This window comes from Pseudomonas sp. TSRC2-2, from assembly GCF_049897785.1.
Taxonomy (GTDB): Bacteria; Pseudomonadota; Gammaproteobacteria; order Pseudomonadales; family Pseudomonadaceae; genus Aquipseudomonas.
In genome coordinates, this window is the sequence record NZ_JAFCWZ010000012.1 from 113738 (window position 1) to 131225 (window position 17488).

Genomic DNA, 17488 nt, shown 5'->3' on the forward strand with positions numbered 1-17488 from the left:
TATCAAAGTTTGGTCAGGGACAGGCCGGCCCACGTGGCGAGCAGCCCGCCGAATACGCTGAGTGCCGCGTAGCCCAGGGCCAGCAACACTTGCCCGCTTTCCAGCAGGCGCACCGTATCCAGTGAAAAGGATGAAAAAGTCGTCAGCCCCCCAAGGAAGCCGACCATCAACCCGGCACGCACCTCGATCGGCACCTCCGGACGTATCAAAAACAGGCCGTACAACACGCCAATCAGCAGGCAGCCCACGATATTAACGGCCAGCGTCGCGGTATAGAAGTGCCGCGGCCAATTGGCGCTGACCCAATTACCGGTGGCGAAGCGCAACAAGGTGCCGGCAACGCCGCCAACCGACACTGCGAGGATCAAGGGAACCACTATTTTCTCCGCTGCCGAGGGCTCAACCGGTCGAGTTGGGCAAGGTGATTGAGCTTCTCACCGATCTTCAACTCCAGGCCACGGGGCACTGGCTGATAGAACGGAATCGGCTCGAGTTCTTCAGGAAAATAGTCTTCACCGGCGGCGTAAGCGTCCGGCTCGTCGTGGGCGTAACGGTACTCGTCGCCGTAACCCAGTTGCTTCATCAGTTTGGTCGGTGCATTGCGCAGGTGCAGCGGCACTTCCAGCGAGCCGTTTTCGGCAGCCGCACGCAGTGCGGTTTTGAAGCCCATGTACACCGCATTGCTTTTCGGCGCGCAGGCCAGATAAGTGATGGCCTGGGCCACCGCCAATTCGCCTTCCGGGCTGCCGAGACGCTCCTGCACCTCCCACGCGGCGAGACACAGGCTCAGCGCACGCGGGTCGGCGTTGCCGATGTCTTCGCTGGCCATGCGCACCACGCGCCGGGCCAGATAAAGCGGATCGCAGCCACCGTCGATCATCCGCGCAAACCAGTACAGCGCGCCGTCGGGGTTGGAGCCGCGCACCGATTTGTGCAGCGCCGAGATCTGGTCGTAGAACGCTTCACCGCCTTTGTCGAAACGCCGGCGTGTATCACCGAGCAGGCTTTGCAGCAGCTCGGTGCCGATTTCGCTGTTGTCTTCAGCCAGGTCGGAGGCGTTCTCCAGCAGATTGAGCAGACGCCGCCCATCGCCATCAGCGGCGGACAGCAGCATATGAAAACCTTCATCGCTCAGCGTCAGGTTGCGCTTGCCCAGCCCGCGCTCTTCGGTGAGTGCGCGGTGCACCAGTTTGCGCAGCGCCGCTTCGTCGAGGCTTTTCAGCACATAGACGCGAGCACGCGACAACAGAGCGTTATTGAGTTCGAAAGAGGGGTTTTCAGTGGTGGCACCGATAAAGATCAGCGTGCCGTCTTCAACGTAGGGCAGAAAGGCATCCTGCTGCGACTTGTTGAAGCGGTGCACTTCATCGACAAAGAGGATCGTGCGTTTGCCGTACTGGCCGGCCTGCTGCTTGGCGATTTCAACGGCCTGACGGATTTCCTTGACCCCGGCGAGCACCGCCGAAACCGTTTCGAAGTGCGCATCGGAGACTTCCGCGAGCAAGCGTGCAAGGGTGGTTTTGCCCACGCCCGGCGGCCCCCAGAAGATCATCGAATGCAGCGCGCCCTGCTCCAGCGCCTCACGCAGAGGCTTACCGCGAGCGAGCACGTGTTCCTGACCGACGTACTCATCCAGATTGGCCGCACGCAGACGCGCGGCCAGAGGTTGGGCAATCGGTGCACTGCGAAACAGATCCATCACGTAGCGTTGAAACCTCTATTTGAATACCAGGACCAACATTACACCCTGTGGGAGCGGGCTTGCTCGCGAATGCGGTGTGTCAGTTGGCATGTGAATAAACTGATACACCGCACTCGCAAGCAAGCCCGCTCCCACATTTGGAATGGTGGTTACTCCTGGATAACGTCGGCACCCTTGGGAATGTCGAACTTGAATTTGGACGACGGCACGGCTTCGTTGGCCTTAACCCCGGTAAACAGGATATTGGTGCGCTGGCCAACGCTGTCAATCAGTTGCATGTCATTGAGCAGGCCGTTGCGGAACGACAGGCGCAGGTTGTCGAACAGGGTATCTTTGGTCTTCGGCTTGAGGGTGAAATCGATCACACCGCCCGCCTCTTTCGCGCTGATATCGAAGCTCTGGCTGATCTTCGACACATCACCGGACAGCAGCAGCGCCGGCGTCTGGGTCAGACGCTCGTCGAGCTTCTTGATAGTCGCCTGTTCCAGGTCCGGGTCCCACAGGGTAACCTTCTTGCCGTCGGAAACCATGGTCTGCTCGGCCGGTGCGTTGGTGTGCCAGTAAAACAGGCCCGGACGCTGCAGGGTCATGTTGCCGGTCGTCTCCTGCAATTGGGTGCCGCTGCCGTCGAGGGTCAACTGCGAAAAGTTCGCCGACAGGGTTTTCGATGTTTCGAGCAATTGGGTCAGACGCGCCACGTCCTTTTCATCGGCGTGCGCCGTGAGTGTGGTCAGCGCCAGTACTGGCAACAGCATGCGGATAAGGCGCATGAGAGTCCTCTTGAATACTCGTGGAAGAGCAGGTGGCGCGTCATTGCGCCACCCGAGTCGTAGCGTTTCAGTCGCGTACCGGGCCCGGGGCCAGGACTTCACGCGAACCGTTGGTGTTCATTGAGGTAACGACGCCGGCCATTTCCATCGCCTCGATCATACGCGCGGCACGGTTGTAGCCGATCTTCAGCTTGCGCTGAACGGCGGAAATCGACGCACGACGGCTTTCGAGGACGAACTGCACCGCTTCGTCATACAGCGCGTCGGCTTCCGGATCATCACCGTCGCCACCACCGCTACTGCCTTCAAAGCCGCTGCCCGCCTCTTCGACACCGTTGAGGATGTCGTCGTTGTACTCCGGCGCGCCGCGCAGTTTCCACGCCTCGACCACGCGGTGAACCTCATCGTCGGAGACGAACGCACCGTGGACCCGGATCGGCAGGCTGGTGCCCGGCGGCATGTAGAGCATGTCACCGTGACCCAGCAGTTGCTCGGCGCCACCCTGATCGATGATGGTTCGCGAGTCGATCTTGCTCGAAACCTGGAACGCCATGCGAGTCGGGATGTTGGCCTTGATCAGGCCAGTGATCACGTCTACCGAAGGACGCTGGGTCGCAAGAATCAAGTGAATCCCCGCCGCACGCGCCTTCTGCGCAATACGGGCGATCAGTTCTTCAACCTTCTTGCCGACGATCATCATCATGTCGGCGAATTCGTCGACCACCACGACGATGGTTGGCAGTTTTTGCAGCAGCGGCGCTTCATCGTGAATGCTTTCGCGCTTGTACAGCGGATCGCTCAACGGTTCTCCGGCATCCTGGGCCTCCTTGACCTTGGCGTTGAAGCCGGACAGGTTACGCACGCCCATTTTCGCCATCAGCTTGTAGCGCCGCTCCATCTCGGCAACGCTCCAGCGCAAGGCATTGGCAGCGTCCTTCATGTCCGTCACTACCGGGCAGAGCAGGTGCGGAATACCTTCGTAGATCGACAGCTCGAGCATTTTCGGGTCGATCATGATCAGCTTGGCATCGTCCGGGCCGGACTTGAACAGGATCGACAGGATCATTGCGTTCACGCCCACGGATTTACCGGAACCGGTGGTACCGGCCACCAGCAAGTGCGGCATCTTCGCCAGGTCGGTGATGACCGGCTTGCCGCCGATGTCATGACCGAGCGCCAGGGTGACCGGCGATTTGAAGTTGTCGTACTCGGGGGTCGACAGCACCTCGGAGAAACGCACGATCTGGCGGTCTTCGTTGGGGATTTCGATACCGACGGTAGTCTTGCCCGGAATCACCTCGACCACCCGCACACTGGTCACCGCCAGCGAACGCGCCAAGTCTTTGGCCAGGTTGGCGATGCGGCTGACTTTCACGCCTGCAGCCGGCTGGATTTCGTAACGGGTAATCACCGGGCCCGGATGGATCGAATCCACCGTGACCTCGACACCGAACTCCTTGAGCTTGATTTCCAGCAAGTGACCGACCGCTGCCAGCGACTCGGGCGAATAGTTGAGCTGTTTCTTTTCCGCAGGATCAAGAATCGAGATCGGCGGCAACGTGCCTTCCACCGCGCTGTCGACGAACAATGGCGCCTGCTTCTCTTTCTGCACGCGCTTGCTCGGCTCTGGCGCCTTGGCCGGTGCCGGCGCAATGACCGGTGGCACCTGCTTCTCGCGGTCGGACATGTGCTTGCTCAGCGCTTGCTCGCGCTCGATGAGGCGTTCCTTGACCTTGGCCTGCTCGCGCTTGTCGGTGACAGTCGGTGCAACCACATCGTGGACGCGGTCATCGACCTCACGCAATTGCGCGACCAGTTGTTTGCGCTCGGTGCGCGCCGACCACCAGCGGTTGAGCGCCCCCTGGAACAGTTCGAACAGGTCGAGGGTGATCTTGCCGGTGACGTCCATCACCTTGAACCACGACAGATCGGTGAATACGGTCAGACCGAACAGGAACAAAGCGATAAACAGCAGCGTACTGCCCTGAATGTTCAGCGCATTCTTCGCCAGATCGCCAAGGCTTTCGCCCAGGGCCCCGCCAGCGCCGGCCGGCAAACCGGTCGCGGCGTGGAAATGAATGTGCGCCAGCGCAGCACCGGAGAGCACGAGGAATACCAGACCGATCAGGCGCCAGGAAAACAGCCAGCCGCTCCACTGCCACGGTTCATGGCGTTGACGGAAGATCTGATACGCCTTGACCGCCAGCAGCAACGGGAAGATATAGGCGAAGTAGCCGAGCACCATGAACAGGATATCGGCGCTGTACGAGCCGGCCGGGCCGCCGAAGTTCTGCACATCGTCGATCTTGCTGTTATGGCTCCAGCCCGGATCGTCCTTGCCGTAGGTCAGCAAGGCCATCATCAGGAACAGGCACAAGGCGCCAATGGCAATCAGTGCACCTTCCTTGAGCCGGTAGTGCAGTTGCTGGCGCCAGAGCGGAACGACTGTTTTGGGTGCTTCGGTGGTCTTCTTCAAAACGCTTCTTTTCCTGCGCCCGAGGCGCGTCCATCTATTGAATGACGATAAAAAACTGCCCAGTCCAGGCAGATAGAAAAGGTGAAAAGCTCAACTGAGACTACTTTTAACACTGTGCCACTGGTTTTATAAACACAGCCATAAACACGGTGCGCAACATAAAGTGCGTCACAACCCGGCATTGTACGGGTTTGCGCGTCCGATGCCATGCTTGCGGCCTCGACCTTGAGCATCGCCAAATGCACACGCACTGGGTTGCAATTGGAGCATGCATTGTCTTTTGTGACAAAGGCTTATGAGCTGTAATTGATGAACGTAGCGAAGCTTGCCAGCGCCACCGCACGTAAATGCCTAAAAGGCATCGATACGGTCACGCTTACGACCACGGACGACACATCAAGTTGCAGCTCAATGCGCAACCGCACCAGACATCTGTGCAGGACATCGGCGCCGTTTCGCGGCAAACTCTTTCACGGGCGTGCGCGCCCCTGACCGCCCTCCCCTTCTGCAAGCCTGGATGCCATGCTGACTTGGTTACAACGTACCTCCCTGACCTTTCCGCCACTGGAAAAAGCCATGCGCGAGCCGAACGGATTGCTCGCCGCCGGTGGTGATCTGTCCGCTGATCGCCTGATCCAGGCCTATCGCCATGGTTGCTTCCCCTGGTTTTCCGAGGGCCAGCCGATTCTCTGGTGGTCACCGGACCCACGCACCGTGCTGTTTCCCGACGAGCTGCACGTTTCGCGCAGCCTCGGCAAACTGCTGCGCAAGCAGCGTTACCAGGTGACCTTCGATCAGGATTTCGACGCCGTCATCCGTGCCTGCGCCGCGCCCCGCGACTACGCCGACGGCACCTGGATCACTGAGCCCATGCAAAACGCTTACGTGGAGTTGCATCGGCGTGGTTTCGCCCATTCGGTAGAGGTCTGGGACGATGGACAACTGGTTGGCGGGCTGTATGGCCTGGCGATGGGCCAATTGTTTTTTGGCGAGTCGATGTTCAGCCGCGCTGACAATGCTTCCAAATACGGCTTCGCCACCCTGGTAGCGCATTTGAAAGCCACCGGATTTGTACTGATCGACTGTCAGATGCCGACCGATCACCTGCACAGCCTGGGTGCGCGCTCGATCCCGCGCGGCGAATTCGCCGAGTATCTGCAGCGTCATCTTGATCAACCGAATTCGGCGACCTGGGTTTGCTGAGCGACATTTGCGCAGGTGGCTTACACTTAATCCACCAGCTTATCCCGAGGGTTGATTCATGACCGAGTTGGCGCGTTTGAAGTTCTATGCCACTCAGCCCCATTCCTGCAGTTATCTGCCCGAGGAGCAGGCCACGACGCTGTTCCTCGACCCGAGTCAGCCCATGGATGTGCATGTCTACGCAGACCTGTCGGAAATGGGCTTTCGTCGCAGTGGCGATCATCTGTACCGGCCGCATTGCCAGAACTGCAATGCCTGCGTACCTGCGCGCATTCCTTCCGGGCAGTTCCTCGCCAATCGCCAGCAGAAGCGTATCTACAAACGTAACGCCGATTTGCAGGTGCAACCGGTCAAACCACAATTCAGCGAAGAGTATTTCGACCTCTACCAGCGCTACATCGAACAGCGCCATGCCGACGGCGACATGTACCCGCCGAGCCGTGATCAGTTTTCGACATTCCTGGTGCGTGACCTGCCCTTTTCGCGCTTCTATGAATTCCGGCTCGACGGACGGTTGCTCGCGGTGGCGGTGACCGATCTGCTGCCTAACGGCTTGTCGGCGGTGTACACCTTTTACGAACCGAACGAAGAACGCCGCAGCCTCGGTCGTTACGCGATCCTTTGGCAAATCGCCGAAAGCCAGCGGCTGGGGCTTGAGGCGGTGTACCTGGGTTACTGGATCAAGAACTGCAAAAAGATGAACTACAAGACGCAATATCGGCCCATAGAATTGCTGATCAATCAGCGCTGGGTCGTCCTGAACTAAACCTGCGGCCTAAACCCCTTGGCGTAAACCCCATTTTTCGGGCACAATGCACGCCGCTTTTGCCTGGCGCAGTTGCACCGGGCCATTCATTGGATACCGAGGGCTTTACTGCATGTCGAAAGAAGACAGCTTCGAAATGGAAGGCACTGTCGTCGACACCCTGCCCAACACCATGTTTCGTGTGGAGTTGGAAAATGGGCACGTCGTAACCGCGCATATTTCCGGCAAGATGCGCAAGAACTACATTCGTATTCTTACCGGTGACAAAGTGCGCGTCGAGCTGACGCCCTATGACCTGAGCAAAGGGCGTATCACTTACCGCGCTCGCTAATCAAGTCAATACAGAACGCCCGGGTTATGCCGGGCGTTTTTGTGTCTGCGGTTTGAGGCTTGGGGGCTGGGGACTTATCCGTTGCTGGGGGCGTTGCCGCTGGCGGTTTCGCGCTTACAGCATGCAAATCAAAAGATCGCAGCCTTCGGCAGCTCCTACACAATGAGCGTTAGCTCGAGTACCGCTTTTGATCTTGATCCACCGGCGACGTCGGAAGGCTGAGTGGAGGGATTGATCCGGGCGTAGGAGCGCAGCGACCGTACGACGCAGTCGTACACAGCGCAAGGAGGTGCAGCGAAGCAAACCGTAGCCGCTGCGCCCGGATCAGTCCCGGAGCGAAGGAACCCGAGCCTGCGAGGGCCGAACGCAGGAGCTAGCGTTTTGGGTTACCTTTTTGGCGCTTGAAAAAGGTGACTCGCCGTAAGGGCGAAACCGCAATAAGCCATCCCCGCAGCAACGGATATGCACCCAAAGCCCAAAAACACCGGACAACAAAAAGGCGCCCGAAGGCGCCTTTCCAATCCACATCAAGCCGTCAGGCCATTTCTGCCGTAGTCTCGAAGTCAAACGTCAGCTCACCATCCTTGATGTCGATGTGCACCACACCGCCATGCTCGGCGAGTTCGCCAAACAGAATCTCTTCCGCCAGCGGACGCTTGATCTTGTCCTGGATCAGACGCGCCATCGGACGTGCACCCATCGCCGAGTCATAACCACCCGCCGCCAGCCAGCTGCGCGCCGCATCGGTCACCTCGAGCAACACACGCTTGTCTTCCAGCTGCGCCTGCAACTCGGTGAGGAACTTGTCCACCACGCTTTTGATGACCTCATGACTGAGGCGACCAAACTGGATAATGGTGTCCAGACGGTTACGGAATTCCGGCGTGAAACTCTTCTTGATCACTTCCATCGCATCGGACGAGTGGTCCTGATGGGTGAAACCGATCGAAGCGCGAGCAGCCGTTTCGGCACCGGCGTTAGTGGTCATGATCACGATCACATTGCGGAAATCCGCCTTGCGCCCGTTGTTGTCGGTCAGCGTACCGTGATCCATGACCTGCAACAGCAGGTTGAAGACTTCCGGATGCGCCTTCTCGATTTCATCGAGCAGCAATACGCAATGCGGCTGCTTGGTGATCGCCTCGGTCAGCAGACCGCCCTGATCAAAACCGACATAGCCCGGAGGCGCACCGATCAGACGCGATACGGTGTGCCGCTCCATGTACTCGGACATGTCGAAACGCACCAGTTCAATGCCCAGCGCCTTGGCCAGCTGTCGCGCGGCCTCGGTTTTACCGACACCGGTAGGCCCGGCGAACAGGAACGAACCGACCGGTTTGTCCGGCGACTTGAGGCCGGCGCGGGACAGCTTGATCGCCGTCGACAGCGAATCAATCGCCGCGTCCTGACCAAACACCGTGAGCTTCAGGTCACGCTCAAGATTACGCAGCAGCTCCTTGTCGGAACTGGTGACGTGTTTTGGCGGAATTCGGGCGATTTTCGCAACGATGTCTTCGACCTGCGGCACTTCGATACGTTTAACGCGCATCTCCACCGGCTGCAGACGCTGGTAGGCGCCCGCCTCGTCGATTACATCGATGGCTTTGTCCGGCATATGCCGATCATTGATGTAGCGCGACGCCAGTTCAGCGGCGGCACGCAACGACTCGTCGCTGTATTCGATATTGTGATGCTGCTCGAAACGCCCTTTCAACCCGCGCAGGATACCGATGGTGTCTTCCACCGACGGCTCCACAACATCGACCTTCTGGAAGCGACGCGCCAAGGCACGGTCCTTCTCGAAGATGCCGCGAAACTCCTGGAACGTGGTCGAGCCGATGCAACGAATGTCGCCAGACGACAGCAGCGGTTTGAGCAGGTTGGACGCGTCCATGACACCACCGGACGCAGCACCCGCACCAATGATGGTATGGATCTCGTCGATGAACAGGATCGCCTGCGGGCGTTTTTTCAGCTCATTGAGCAGCGCCTTGAAGCGCTTCTCGAAATCACCGCGATATTTGGTGCCCGCGAGCAAAGCGCCAAGATCGAGGGAATAAACAACCGCATTGGCCAGCAGATCCGGCACCTGGTTGTCGACGATGCGCTTGGCCAGGCCTTCGGCAATTGCGGTTTTACCCACGCCTGCTTCGCCGACCAGCAGCGGATTGTTCTTGCGCCGGCGCGCGAGGATCTGCGCGACTCGCTCAACTTCCGATTCACGACCGACCAGCGGATCAATGCGACCCTGGCGCGCAAGTTCGTTGAGGTTGCTGGCATAAGCATCCAGAGGATTGCCTGAAGAAGAAGACTCACCGCCCTCGTCGTCCTGCATATCTTGTTCACCTTCAGAGTGATCGCCGTGCCCCGGCACTTTCGAAATGCCATGGGCGATGTAATTGACGACATCAATGCGTGCCACGCTCTGCTGTTTCAGCAGGAACACGGCCTGACTCTCTTGCTCACTGAAGATGGCCACAAGCACGTTGGCGCCGGTCACTTCGCGCTTGCCCGAGCTCTGTACGTGAAAAACAGCACGCTGCAGGACACGCTGGAAGCCCAGGGTAGGCTGGGTTTCGCGATCCTCGTCATGCACGGGGATCAATGGTGTGGTGGAGTCGATGAACTCCTGCAGATCATGCTTGAGTTTGTCGAGGTTTGCGCCGCAGGCACGCAAAACGGTGGCGGCAGCCTCATTATCCAATAGGGCCAGCAGGAGATGTTCGACGGTCATGAACTCATGACGCTTCGAACGAGCCTCCTTGAAGGCAAGATTGAGGGTGACTTCGAGCTCGCGGTTTAACATAGCTTCACCTCATACCCAAGTGGTCGGCGATTAACCGTCCTTCTCGATTTCACAGAGTAGCGGATGCTGGCTTTCCCTGGCGTACTGGTTGACCTGCATGGCCTTTGTCTCGGCGATGTCGCGGGTAAACACTCCACATACTGCCCGCCCTTCTGTATGGACGGCCAGCATGACCTTGGTCGCCAGCTCGCGATTCAGGTTAAAAAACACCTCGAGCACTTCGACGACGAAATCCATCGGTGTGTAGTCATCATTGAACAAAACCACCTTGTACATAGGCGGCGCCTGTAACGCGGGCTTTGCTTCCTGAACAGCAACGCCTGCCGAATCGTCGTCGTGCTCCTGTGGAAGATCCTTTTGGAGAAGCGGGCGATCCTGATTGAATGTTAGTCGAATCTGGCTGATTGCATGCATGGAAAAAAAGGTTCGTCAGTTGTGCGAATACAGTGGTGGGGGCGGTTGCACACGTTTTCAACTACGACTGCCCGGTCACCTTGACTATCGGGAAAACGGTGTTACAACCAATAGAGCCCACAGTGGGTAAAAAAGATCCGCAGAGTCAATTCTTTTATCGAATTCGATTGCGGATGTCGTGGATGATACTCCAGCGATGGAGACTGTTGCAGAGGGATTTGAGCATGGCGGTCGGCAAGGTGAAATGGTTCAACAATGCCAAGGGGTACGGGTTCATCAACGAGGATGGCAAGACAGAAGATCTGTTTGCACATTACTCGGCAATCAAGATGGATGGATACAAGACCCTCAAGGCCGGCCAGGCCGTGAAATTCGATATCATTCAAGGGCCAAAGGGCCTGCATGCGATCGAAATTCACAACGTCGTTGTTGCCGCGTCCGACCCCGCTGTCGGCGTTGCGGCGACGGCTCAAGCGATCAGCTGACTGATTTCCGCCTGAACCCCAGCCATTAAAAAAACCGCCTGAAAAATCAGACGGTTTTTTTGGTTGTCCGCGCTTTACATATGCGAAATCAACGCATCTCCAAACCCGGAAGACGACACCAGCTTCGCGCCATCCATCAAACGCTCGAAATCATAAGTAACAGTCTTCGCGCCGATCGCACCGTTGGTGCCCTTGATGATCAGGTCTGCAGCTTCTGTCCAGCCCATATGACGCAGCATCATCTCGGCCGAGAGAATCAGCGAACCGGGGTTGACCTGATCCTTGCCGGCGTACTTCGGCGCAGTACCGTGGGTCGCCTCGAACATCGCCACGGTGTCGGACAGGTTGGCGCCCGGCGCAATACCGATACCCCCCACTTCCGCAGCGAGGGCGTCGGACAGGTAGTCGCCGTTGAGATTAAGCGTAGCGATCACATCGTATTCGGCCGGACGCAGCAGGATCTGCTGGAGCATGGCGTCGGCAATAGCGTCCTTCACCACCACGTTCTTGCCGGTTTTCGGGTTCTTGAACTGCATCCACGGACCGCCGTCGAGCAGGGTCGCGCCGAATTCTTCGGCCGCTACTTCGTAAGCCCACTCCTTGAAGGCACCTTCGGTGAACTTCATGATGTTGCCTTTATGCACGATGGTCAGCGAATCGCGGTCGTTATCGACCACATATTGCAGAGCCTTGCGTGCCAGACGCTTGGTGCCTTCGCGCGATACCGGCTTGACGCCTATGCCGCAGTTTTCGTCGAAACGGATCTTGGTAACGCCCATTTCTTCTTTAAGGAATTTGATGACCTTGGTGGCTTCCGGCGAACCGGCCTTCCATTCGATACCGGCGTAAATGTCCTCGGAGTTTTCGCGGAAGATGGTCATGTCGACATCGCCGGGCTTTTTCACCGGGCTCGGCACGCCTTCGAACCAGCGCACCGGACGCAGGCAGACGTACAGGTCGAGTTGCTGACGCAGGGCCACGTTCAGCGAGCGGATGCCACCACCGACCGGTGTGGTCAGCGGACCTTTGATGGAAACCACGTAATCCTTGACGGCGTCGAGGGTTTCCTGCGGCAGCCAGGTGTCCTGATCGTAAACCTGGGTGGCTTTCTCGCCAGCGTAGACTTCCATCCAGGAAATCTTGCGCTTGCCGCCGTAGGCCTTTTCAACAGCAGCATCGACAACCTTGATCATCACCGGACTGATGTCGACACCAATACCGTCACCCTCAATGAAGGGGATGATCGGGTTATCAGGAACATTGAGAGAATGGTCTGCATTGACGGTGATTTTGTCGCCGACGGCCGGAACCTGAATCTTCTTGTAACCCATGCTGAACTCCATTGTTTGGATTGAACACCTGGCTTGCTTCGAGCGTAACCCAGTTGAATCAACACGCAAACCCTATGTTCCGGCGCCGCGCACATCTCGTTTCGTACAAGCCTGAATGCAAAGGGAAAAGCGCCAAACTCCAGCATTCATGACAAGTCTCTGCCCGGCCGCGCCCTGCGACCTTTAGACCAATGGACGAGAATCGTTGCATATGAACCATCGGCAGATTGCCAGCTACCTATGTATAATGCCGCCCGCTGACCACAGGGTCACGACGGCTGGCCTCTCTAGCACGAGACTTTCCGCCTGATTGGTCGGGTTGTTACCGCAGCCTGACTGCTTGACGCTCTACTGATGCACCCAACATCACCGCGAAGAATCTCGACATTCGGTTCATGGATGACTTTGAACGAACGCGCTTACCCGGCGCCCCTCGAGTTTCTGCGCACGCTTTAGCAAAGAAGAGAGAGTTAATCCGAATATGCCCACCCGCTCGAAGATCATCTATACCTTCACCGACGAAGCTCCTGCCCTCGCCACCTATTCCCTGCTGCCGATCATCGAGGCCTACACCGCCTCGGCCGATATCGCCGTGGAAACCCGCGATATCTCTCTTGCAGCACGTATTCTGGCCAGCTTCCCCGAGCAACTGGGCGACAAAGCCGTAGCCGACCACCTCGCCGAACTGGGCGACCTGGCCGTTACGCCTGAAGCCAACATCATCAAGCTGCCGAACATCAGTGCTTCGGTGCCACAACTGCAAGCCGCGATCAAAGAGCTGCAGGCGCAGGGCTACAACCTGCCGGACTATCCGGAAACCGTGATCAGCGACGCCGACAAAGACGCCAAGGCGCGTTACGACAAGGTCAAGGGCAGCGCCGTGAACCCGGTTCTGCGTGAAGGCAACTCTGACCGTCGCGCACCGCTGTCGGTGAAGAACTATGCGCGCAAGCACCCGCACAAAATGGGCGCTTGGGCCAAAGACTCCAAGTCCCACGTCGCTCACATGAGCACCGGCGATTTCTACGGCAGCGAAAAAGCTGCCCTGATCGACGCCGCTGACGCCGTGAAGATCGAACTGATCGCCAAAGACGGCACCGCGACCGTTCTGAAAGAAAAAACCACCGTTCAGGCCGGCGAGATCCTCGACTGCGCCGTGATGAGCAAAAACGCCCTGCGCGCGTTCATCGCTGCTGAAATCGAAAGCGCCAAAGCCCAAGGCGTACTGCTCTCGGTTCACCTGAAAGCGACCATGATGAAGGTCTCCGACCCGATCATGTTCGGCCAGATCGTTGCCGAGTTCTATAAGGACGCGCTGACCAAGCACGCTGACGTGCTGAACCAGATCGGCTTTAACCTGAACAACGGCATCGGTGATCTGTACGCACGGATCAAGGCCCTGCCAGCCGAGCAGCAAGCGCAGATCGAAGCGGATATCGCAGCGGTCTACGCGGTTCGTCCGTCGCTGGCGATGGTCAACTCCGACAAAGGCATCACCAACCTGCACGTGCCGAGCGACGTTATCGTCGACGCCTCGATGCCAGCGATGATCCGTGATTCGGGCAAGATGTGGGGCACCGACGGTCAACTGCACGACACCAAGGCTGTGATCCCGGATCGTTGCTACGCGACCATCTACCAGGCCGTGATTGAAGACTGCAAAGCCAATGGCGCTTTCGACCCAACCACCATGGGCAGCGTGCCGAACGTCGGTCTGATGGCGAAAAAAGCCGAAGAATACGGCTCGCACGACAAGACCTTCCAGATCAAGGCTGACGGCGTGGTTCGCGTGACCGACAGCAAAGGCAAGCTGCTGATGGAACAGGCTGTCGAAGCCGGCGACATCTTCCGCATGTGCCAGACCAAAGACGCGCCGATCCAGGACTGGGTCAAACTGGCCGTCAACCGCGCTCGCGCGAGCAGCACTCCGGCAATTTTCTGGCTCGACCCGATGCGCGCTCACGACGGCGTGGTGATCGAGAAGGTTCAGGCTTACCTGAAGGATCACGACACCGCCGGTCTGGACATCCAGATCATGGCGCCGGTCGATGCAATGAAATACACCCTGCAGCGCACTCGCGAAGGCAAGGACACCATTTCGGTGACTGGCAACGTACTGCGTGACTACCTGACCGACCTGTTCCCGATCATGGAACTGGGCACCAGCGCCAAGATGCTGTCGATCGTGCCGCTGATGAATGGCGGCGGTCTGTTCGAAACCGGCGCTGGCGGTTCGGCACCGAAGCACGTGCAGCAACTGGTTGAAGAAAACTTCCTGCGCTGGGATTCGCTGGGTGAGTTCCTCGCCCTCGCCGCCTCCCTCGAGCATCTGGGCGTGAACTACAACAACCCGAAAGCACTGGTGCTGTCGAAAACCCTGGACCAGGCTACTGGCCAGTTCCTCGACAACAACAAGTCGCCATCGCGCAAAGTCGGCAACATCGACAACCGCGGCAGCCACTTCTATCTGGCGATGTACTGGGCTCAGGCCCTGGCCGCCCAGACTGAAGACGCTGCACTGCAAGCGCAGTTCGCGACTCTGGCGAAAACCCTGACCGAGAACGAAGCAACCATCGTTGCCGAGCTCAACGCCGTTCAGGGCAAGCCAGTCGACATCGGCGGTTACTACCACGCCGACGCCGAGCTGATCAGCAAGGCCATGCGCCCAAGCGCAACCTTCAACGCGGCGATTGCTGCGCTGGTTTAAGGTTGTAATGCGGTAAACAAACCCCGGCCCTGTGCCGGGGTTTGTGTTTGTGCCTCACATCCATTTACCTTTGAAATACAGATCGATGTAGGAGCGGGCTTGCTCGCGAATGCGGTTTATCATTCAACCTCTTCGGTGACTGACCCGTCGCTTCGCGAGCAAGCCCGCTCCCACATCGATTTCATTACGTTTTCAAAATTGAGGATGACTTATGGAATGGCTCCCCCACATCACCGTCGCCACGATCGTCGAGGACAATGGCCGTTTCCTGATGGTCGAAGAGCACAAAGGCGGGCGTAATGTGCTCAACCAGCCCGCCGGGCATCTCGATCCGGATGAAACGCTGATCGACGCTGCCATTCGCGAAACCCTCGAAGAAACCGGCTGGGACGTCGAACCCACCGGGGTGATCGGCATTTATCTGTACACCGCGCCGAGCAATGGCGTGACTTACCAGCGCGTATGCTTCAGCGCCAAAGCGGTGCAGCACCATCCGGATTACCCGCTAGACGACGGCATCGTCGGCGCCAAGTGGCTGACCCGCGAGGAATTAATCGCCCAGCGCGACAACTGGCGCAGCGAGCTGATCATCCGTTGCATCGACGATTATCTGGCCGGTCATCACTTCAGCCTCGAACTCATCCGCCCTTCTCTTTAGCCTTGCGGCTGCGAGCCTGCTAGAATCGCGCCCTTTTCCAAGACACTCATTGAATCCCTATGCGTGATCCAGCCCCTTCTGATACATCCAAGAAGCGCGTCATTGTCGGCATGTCCGGCGGCGTGGACTCTTCCGTTTCTGCCCTTCTGCTGATCGAGCAGGGTTATGAGGTGGAAGGCCTGTTCATGAAGAACTGGGAAGAAGACGACGGAACGGAATACTGCACCGCCATGGACGACCTGGCGGATGCTCAGGCTGTCTGCGACAAGATCGGCATAAAACTGCACACCGCCAACTTCGCTGCCGAGTACTGGGACAACGTGTTCGAGCACTTCCTGGCCGAATACAAGGCCGGACGCACGCCGAACCCGGACATCCTGTGCAACCGCGAGATCAAGTTCAAGGCGTTCCTCGACTACGCGATGATGCTGGGCGCCGACCTGATCGCCACCGGCCATTACGTGCGCCGCCGCGACATCGATGGCCGCACCGAACTGCTCAAGGGCCTCGATCCGAACAAGGATCAGAGCTACTTCCTGCACGCCGTCGGCGGCGAACAGATTGCCAAGACCCTGTTCCCGGTCGGCGAACTGGAAAAGCCTGAAGTCCGCGCGATTGCCGAGAAATACGAACTGGCGACCGCCAAGAAGAAGGATTCCACCGGAATCTGCTTCATTGGCGAGCGCCGTTTCAGCGATTTCCTCAAGCAATACCTGCCGGCGCAACCGGGTGAGATCAAAACCACCGAAGGCGAAGTCATCGGCCGTCACCACGGCTTGATGTACCACACCATCGGCCAGCGCCAGGGCCTTGGCATCGGCGGTTTGAAAGATGCCGGCGATGAGCCGTGGTACGTGCTGCGCAAGGATCTGGAAACCAACGAGCTGATCGTCGGCCAAGGCAACAACCATCCGTGGCTGTTCTCCGGCGCCCTGCTCGCTTCGGACATCTACTGGGTCAACCCGATCGACCTGAGCCAACCGCTGCGCCTGACGGCGAAAGTGCGTTATCGCCAGAGCGATCAGGCCTGCACCCTGGAAAAAACCGCCAGCGGTTATCGCGCCGTGTTCGACGAACCGCAGCGCGCGGTGACGCCGGGCCAATCGGTGGTGTTCTATGACGGCGAGATCTGCCTCGGCGGTGGTGTGATTGAAGTGGCAGAGCCGTGGAGCGGCCAGGCATGAGCCCGACTCAGGAGCAACTGACGGCGCTGGGTGGTGTGTTTCTCGCCGCCGTGCTGGTCGACCGCATCGCCAAGACCGGCCAGACCAACGAGGCCGGCCTGAGCTGCATGCTCGGCAGCCTGCTGGTGCGTGATCCGAAAGATACCCTCGATGTGTACGGCGGCGATGACATCAATCTGCGCGAGGGTTACCGCGCATTGATTGGCGCCCTGGAGCGCGATCCGAGCACCTTGCAGCGCGAGCCATTGCGCTACGCCTTGTCGATGCTGGGTCTGGAGCGGCAACTGGCCAAGCGTGACGACATGCTCGAAACGATCGCCAAACGCCTGCCGCAGATCCAGGCGCAGGTGGAGCACTTCGGCCCGGCCCACGAAAACGTCGTGGCCGCTTGCGGTGCGCTGTACCAGGACACCTTGAGCACCCTGCGCCAGCGCATTCAGGTGCATGGCGACATGCGCAACTTGCAGCAACCAAGCAACGCTTCGAAGATTCGCGCCCTGCTGCTGGCCGGGATTCGTTCGGCACGCCTGTGGCGACAACTCGGCGGCCACCGCTGGCAGCTGGTGATCAGCCGCCGCAAGCTGCTCAAAGAGCTTTATCCGTTGATGCGCAGCGAGTAAACGTCGCGTGATGAAGGCTTTATAGTCTGTAACGC

The 17488-nt window shown here is 58.6% G+C and carries 15 protein-coding genes; 8 read left to right on the forward strand and 7 right to left on the reverse strand.

The window, feature by feature from the left end; translation table 11 throughout:
- Positions 1–2: 2 nt before the first annotated feature.
- The 4 genes from crcB to ftsK form a co-directional block, all read right to left on the reverse strand.
- Positions 3–377, reverse strand: coding sequence for a fluoride efflux transporter CrcB (crcB, locus tag ACP7D9_RS23150; protein WP_016775261.1), 375 nt, complete (start codon positions 375–377; stop codon positions 3–5).
- The gene (locus ACP7D9_RS23155) at positions 377–1699 is read right to left on the reverse strand and encodes a replication-associated recombination protein A (RefSeq protein WP_426159715.1); all 1323 of its coding nucleotides are present in this window, start codon (positions 1697–1699) and stop codon (positions 377–379) included. Before ACP7D9_RS23155 ends, crcB begins: the two co-directional genes overlap by 1 nt.
- A 152-nt stretch (positions 1700–1851) precedes the next feature.
- Positions 1852–2472, reverse strand: coding sequence for an outer membrane lipoprotein chaperone LolA (gene lolA, locus ACP7D9_RS23160; RefSeq protein WP_426159716.1), 621 nt, complete (start codon positions 2470–2472; stop codon positions 1852–1854).
- Positions 2473–2539: 67 nt separating this feature from the next.
- Complete coding sequence (ftsK, locus tag ACP7D9_RS23165; RefSeq protein ID WP_041477069.1) at positions 2540–4948, reverse strand: DNA translocase FtsK; 2409 nt, start codon at positions 4946–4948, stop codon at positions 2540–2542.
- Positions 4949–5470: 522 nt separating this feature from the next.
- On the opposite strand from ftsK, the gene aat reads away from it, so the two are divergent.
- The 3 genes from aat to infA all read left to right on the forward strand — a co-directional run bounded on the left by aat (position 5471) and on the right by infA (position 7248).
- Positions 5471–6151 (forward strand): leucyl/phenylalanyl-tRNA--protein transferase, encoded by a 681-nt coding sequence (gene aat / locus ACP7D9_RS23170; RefSeq protein WP_101159099.1) that lies wholly within the window; start codon positions 5471–5473, stop codon positions 6149–6151.
- Between the two features lie 58 nt (positions 6152–6209).
- Entirely contained in the window at positions 6210–6917 is a 708-nt protein-coding gene (locus tag ACP7D9_RS23175) for an arginyltransferase (RefSeq protein ID WP_101159100.1), read from the forward strand.
- Positions 6918–7029: 112 nt separating this feature from the next.
- Positions 7030–7248, forward strand: coding sequence for a translation initiation factor IF-1 (gene infA, locus ACP7D9_RS23180; protein ID WP_002553999.1), 219 nt, complete (start codon positions 7030–7032; stop codon positions 7246–7248).
- Positions 7249–7783: 535 nt separating this feature from the next.
- Here the strand turns inward: infA and clpA are convergent.
- A complete protein-coding gene (clpA, locus tag ACP7D9_RS23185) occupies positions 7784–10054 on the reverse strand; it encodes an ATP-dependent Clp protease ATP-binding subunit ClpA (RefSeq protein WP_016775266.1) in 2271 nt (756 codons plus the stop codon).
- 30 nt (positions 10055–10084) lie between these two features.
- Positions 10085–10468: an ATP-dependent Clp protease adapter ClpS gene (gene clpS, locus ACP7D9_RS23190; protein ID WP_011334948.1), complete on the reverse strand. Its 384-nt coding sequence runs from the start codon at positions 10466–10468 to the stop codon at positions 10085–10087.
- Positions 10469–10692: 224 nt separating this feature from the next.
- On the opposite strand from clpS, the gene cspD reads away from it, so the two are divergent.
- Positions 10693–10953 (forward strand): cold shock domain-containing protein CspD, encoded by a 261-nt coding sequence (gene cspD / locus ACP7D9_RS23195; protein WP_101159101.1) that lies wholly within the window; start codon positions 10693–10695, stop codon positions 10951–10953.
- Between the two features lie 74 nt (positions 10954–11027).
- Here cspD and icd read toward each other — a convergent pair whose 3' ends face one another.
- Positions 11028–12284 carry an NADP-dependent isocitrate dehydrogenase gene (gene icd / locus ACP7D9_RS23200; protein ID WP_024013414.1) on the reverse strand — a complete coding sequence of 419 codons (1257 nt, stop codon included), beginning with the start codon at positions 12282–12284 and terminating at the stop codon, positions 11028–11030.
- A 481-nt stretch (positions 12285–12765) separates the two neighbouring features.
- Here icd and ACP7D9_RS23205 point away from each other — a divergent pair, with 481 nt between their 5' ends.
- From ACP7D9_RS23205 to hflD, 4 genes are all read left to right on the forward strand, one after another.
- On the forward strand, positions 12766–14991 hold the full coding sequence (locus ACP7D9_RS23205; protein ID WP_426159717.1) for an NADP-dependent isocitrate dehydrogenase: 2226 nt from the start codon (positions 12766–12768) through the stop codon (positions 14989–14991).
- Between the two features lie 211 nt (positions 14992–15202).
- Positions 15203–15649, forward strand: a complete 447-nt coding sequence (locus tag ACP7D9_RS23210; protein ID WP_426159718.1) for an NUDIX hydrolase — start codon at positions 15203–15205, stop codon at positions 15647–15649.
- Positions 15650–15708: 59 nt separating this feature from the next.
- A complete protein-coding gene (gene mnmA / locus ACP7D9_RS23215; RefSeq protein WP_313002364.1) occupies positions 15709–16833 on the forward strand; it encodes a tRNA 2-thiouridine(34) synthase MnmA in 1125 nt (374 codons plus the stop codon).
- Positions 16830–17453, forward strand: coding sequence for a high frequency lysogenization protein HflD (gene hflD, locus ACP7D9_RS23220; RefSeq protein WP_016775273.1), 624 nt, complete (start codon positions 16830–16832; stop codon positions 17451–17453). The genes mnmA and hflD overlap by 4 nt, the downstream gene beginning before the upstream one ends.
- The last annotated feature ends 35 nt before the right edge of the window (positions 17454–17488 follow it).

Bases quoted from the DNA above. Each gene is read 5' to 3' on its own strand.
- ACP7D9_RS23175 (WP_101159100.1), top strand. From the start codon at position 6,210: ATGACCGAGTTGGCGCGTTTGAAGTTCTATGCCACTCAGCCCCATTCC.
- ACP7D9_RS23155 (WP_426159715.1), bottom strand. From the start codon at position 1,699: ATGGATCTGTTTCGCAGTGCACCGATTGCCCAACCTCTGGCCGCGCGT.
- infA (WP_002553999.1), top strand. From the start codon at position 7,030: ATGTCGAAAGAAGACAGCTTCGAAATGGAAGGCACTGTCGTCGACACC.
- icd (WP_024013414.1), bottom strand. From the start codon at position 12,284: ATGGGTTACAAGAAGATTCAGGTTCCGGCCGTCGGCGACAAAATCACC.
- ACP7D9_RS23210 (WP_426159718.1), top strand. From the start codon at position 15,203: ATGGAATGGCTCCCCCACATCACCGTCGCCACGATCGTCGAGGACAAT.
- clpA (WP_016775266.1), bottom strand. From the start codon at position 10,054: ATGTTAAACCGCGAGCTCGAAGTCACCCTCAATCTTGCCTTCAAGGAG.
- lolA (WP_426159716.1), bottom strand. From the start codon at position 2,472: ATGCGCCTTATCCGCATGCTGTTGCCAGTACTGGCGCTGACCACACTC.
- hflD (WP_016775273.1), top strand. From the start codon at position 16,830: ATGAGCCCGACTCAGGAGCAACTGACGGCGCTGGGTGGTGTGTTTCTC.
- cspD (WP_101159101.1), top strand. From the start codon at position 10,693: ATGGCGGTCGGCAAGGTGAAATGGTTCAACAATGCCAAGGGGTACGGG.
- mnmA (WP_313002364.1), top strand. From the start codon at position 15,709: ATGCGTGATCCAGCCCCTTCTGATACATCCAAGAAGCGCGTCATTGTC.
- aat (WP_101159099.1), top strand. From the start codon at position 5,471: ATGCTGACTTGGTTACAACGTACCTCCCTGACCTTTCCGCCACTGGAA.
- clpS (WP_011334948.1), bottom strand. From the start codon at position 10,468: ATGCATGCAATCAGCCAGATTCGACTAACATTCAATCAGGATCGCCCG.
- ACP7D9_RS23205 (WP_426159717.1), top strand. From the start codon at position 12,766: ATGCCCACCCGCTCGAAGATCATCTATACCTTCACCGACGAAGCTCCT.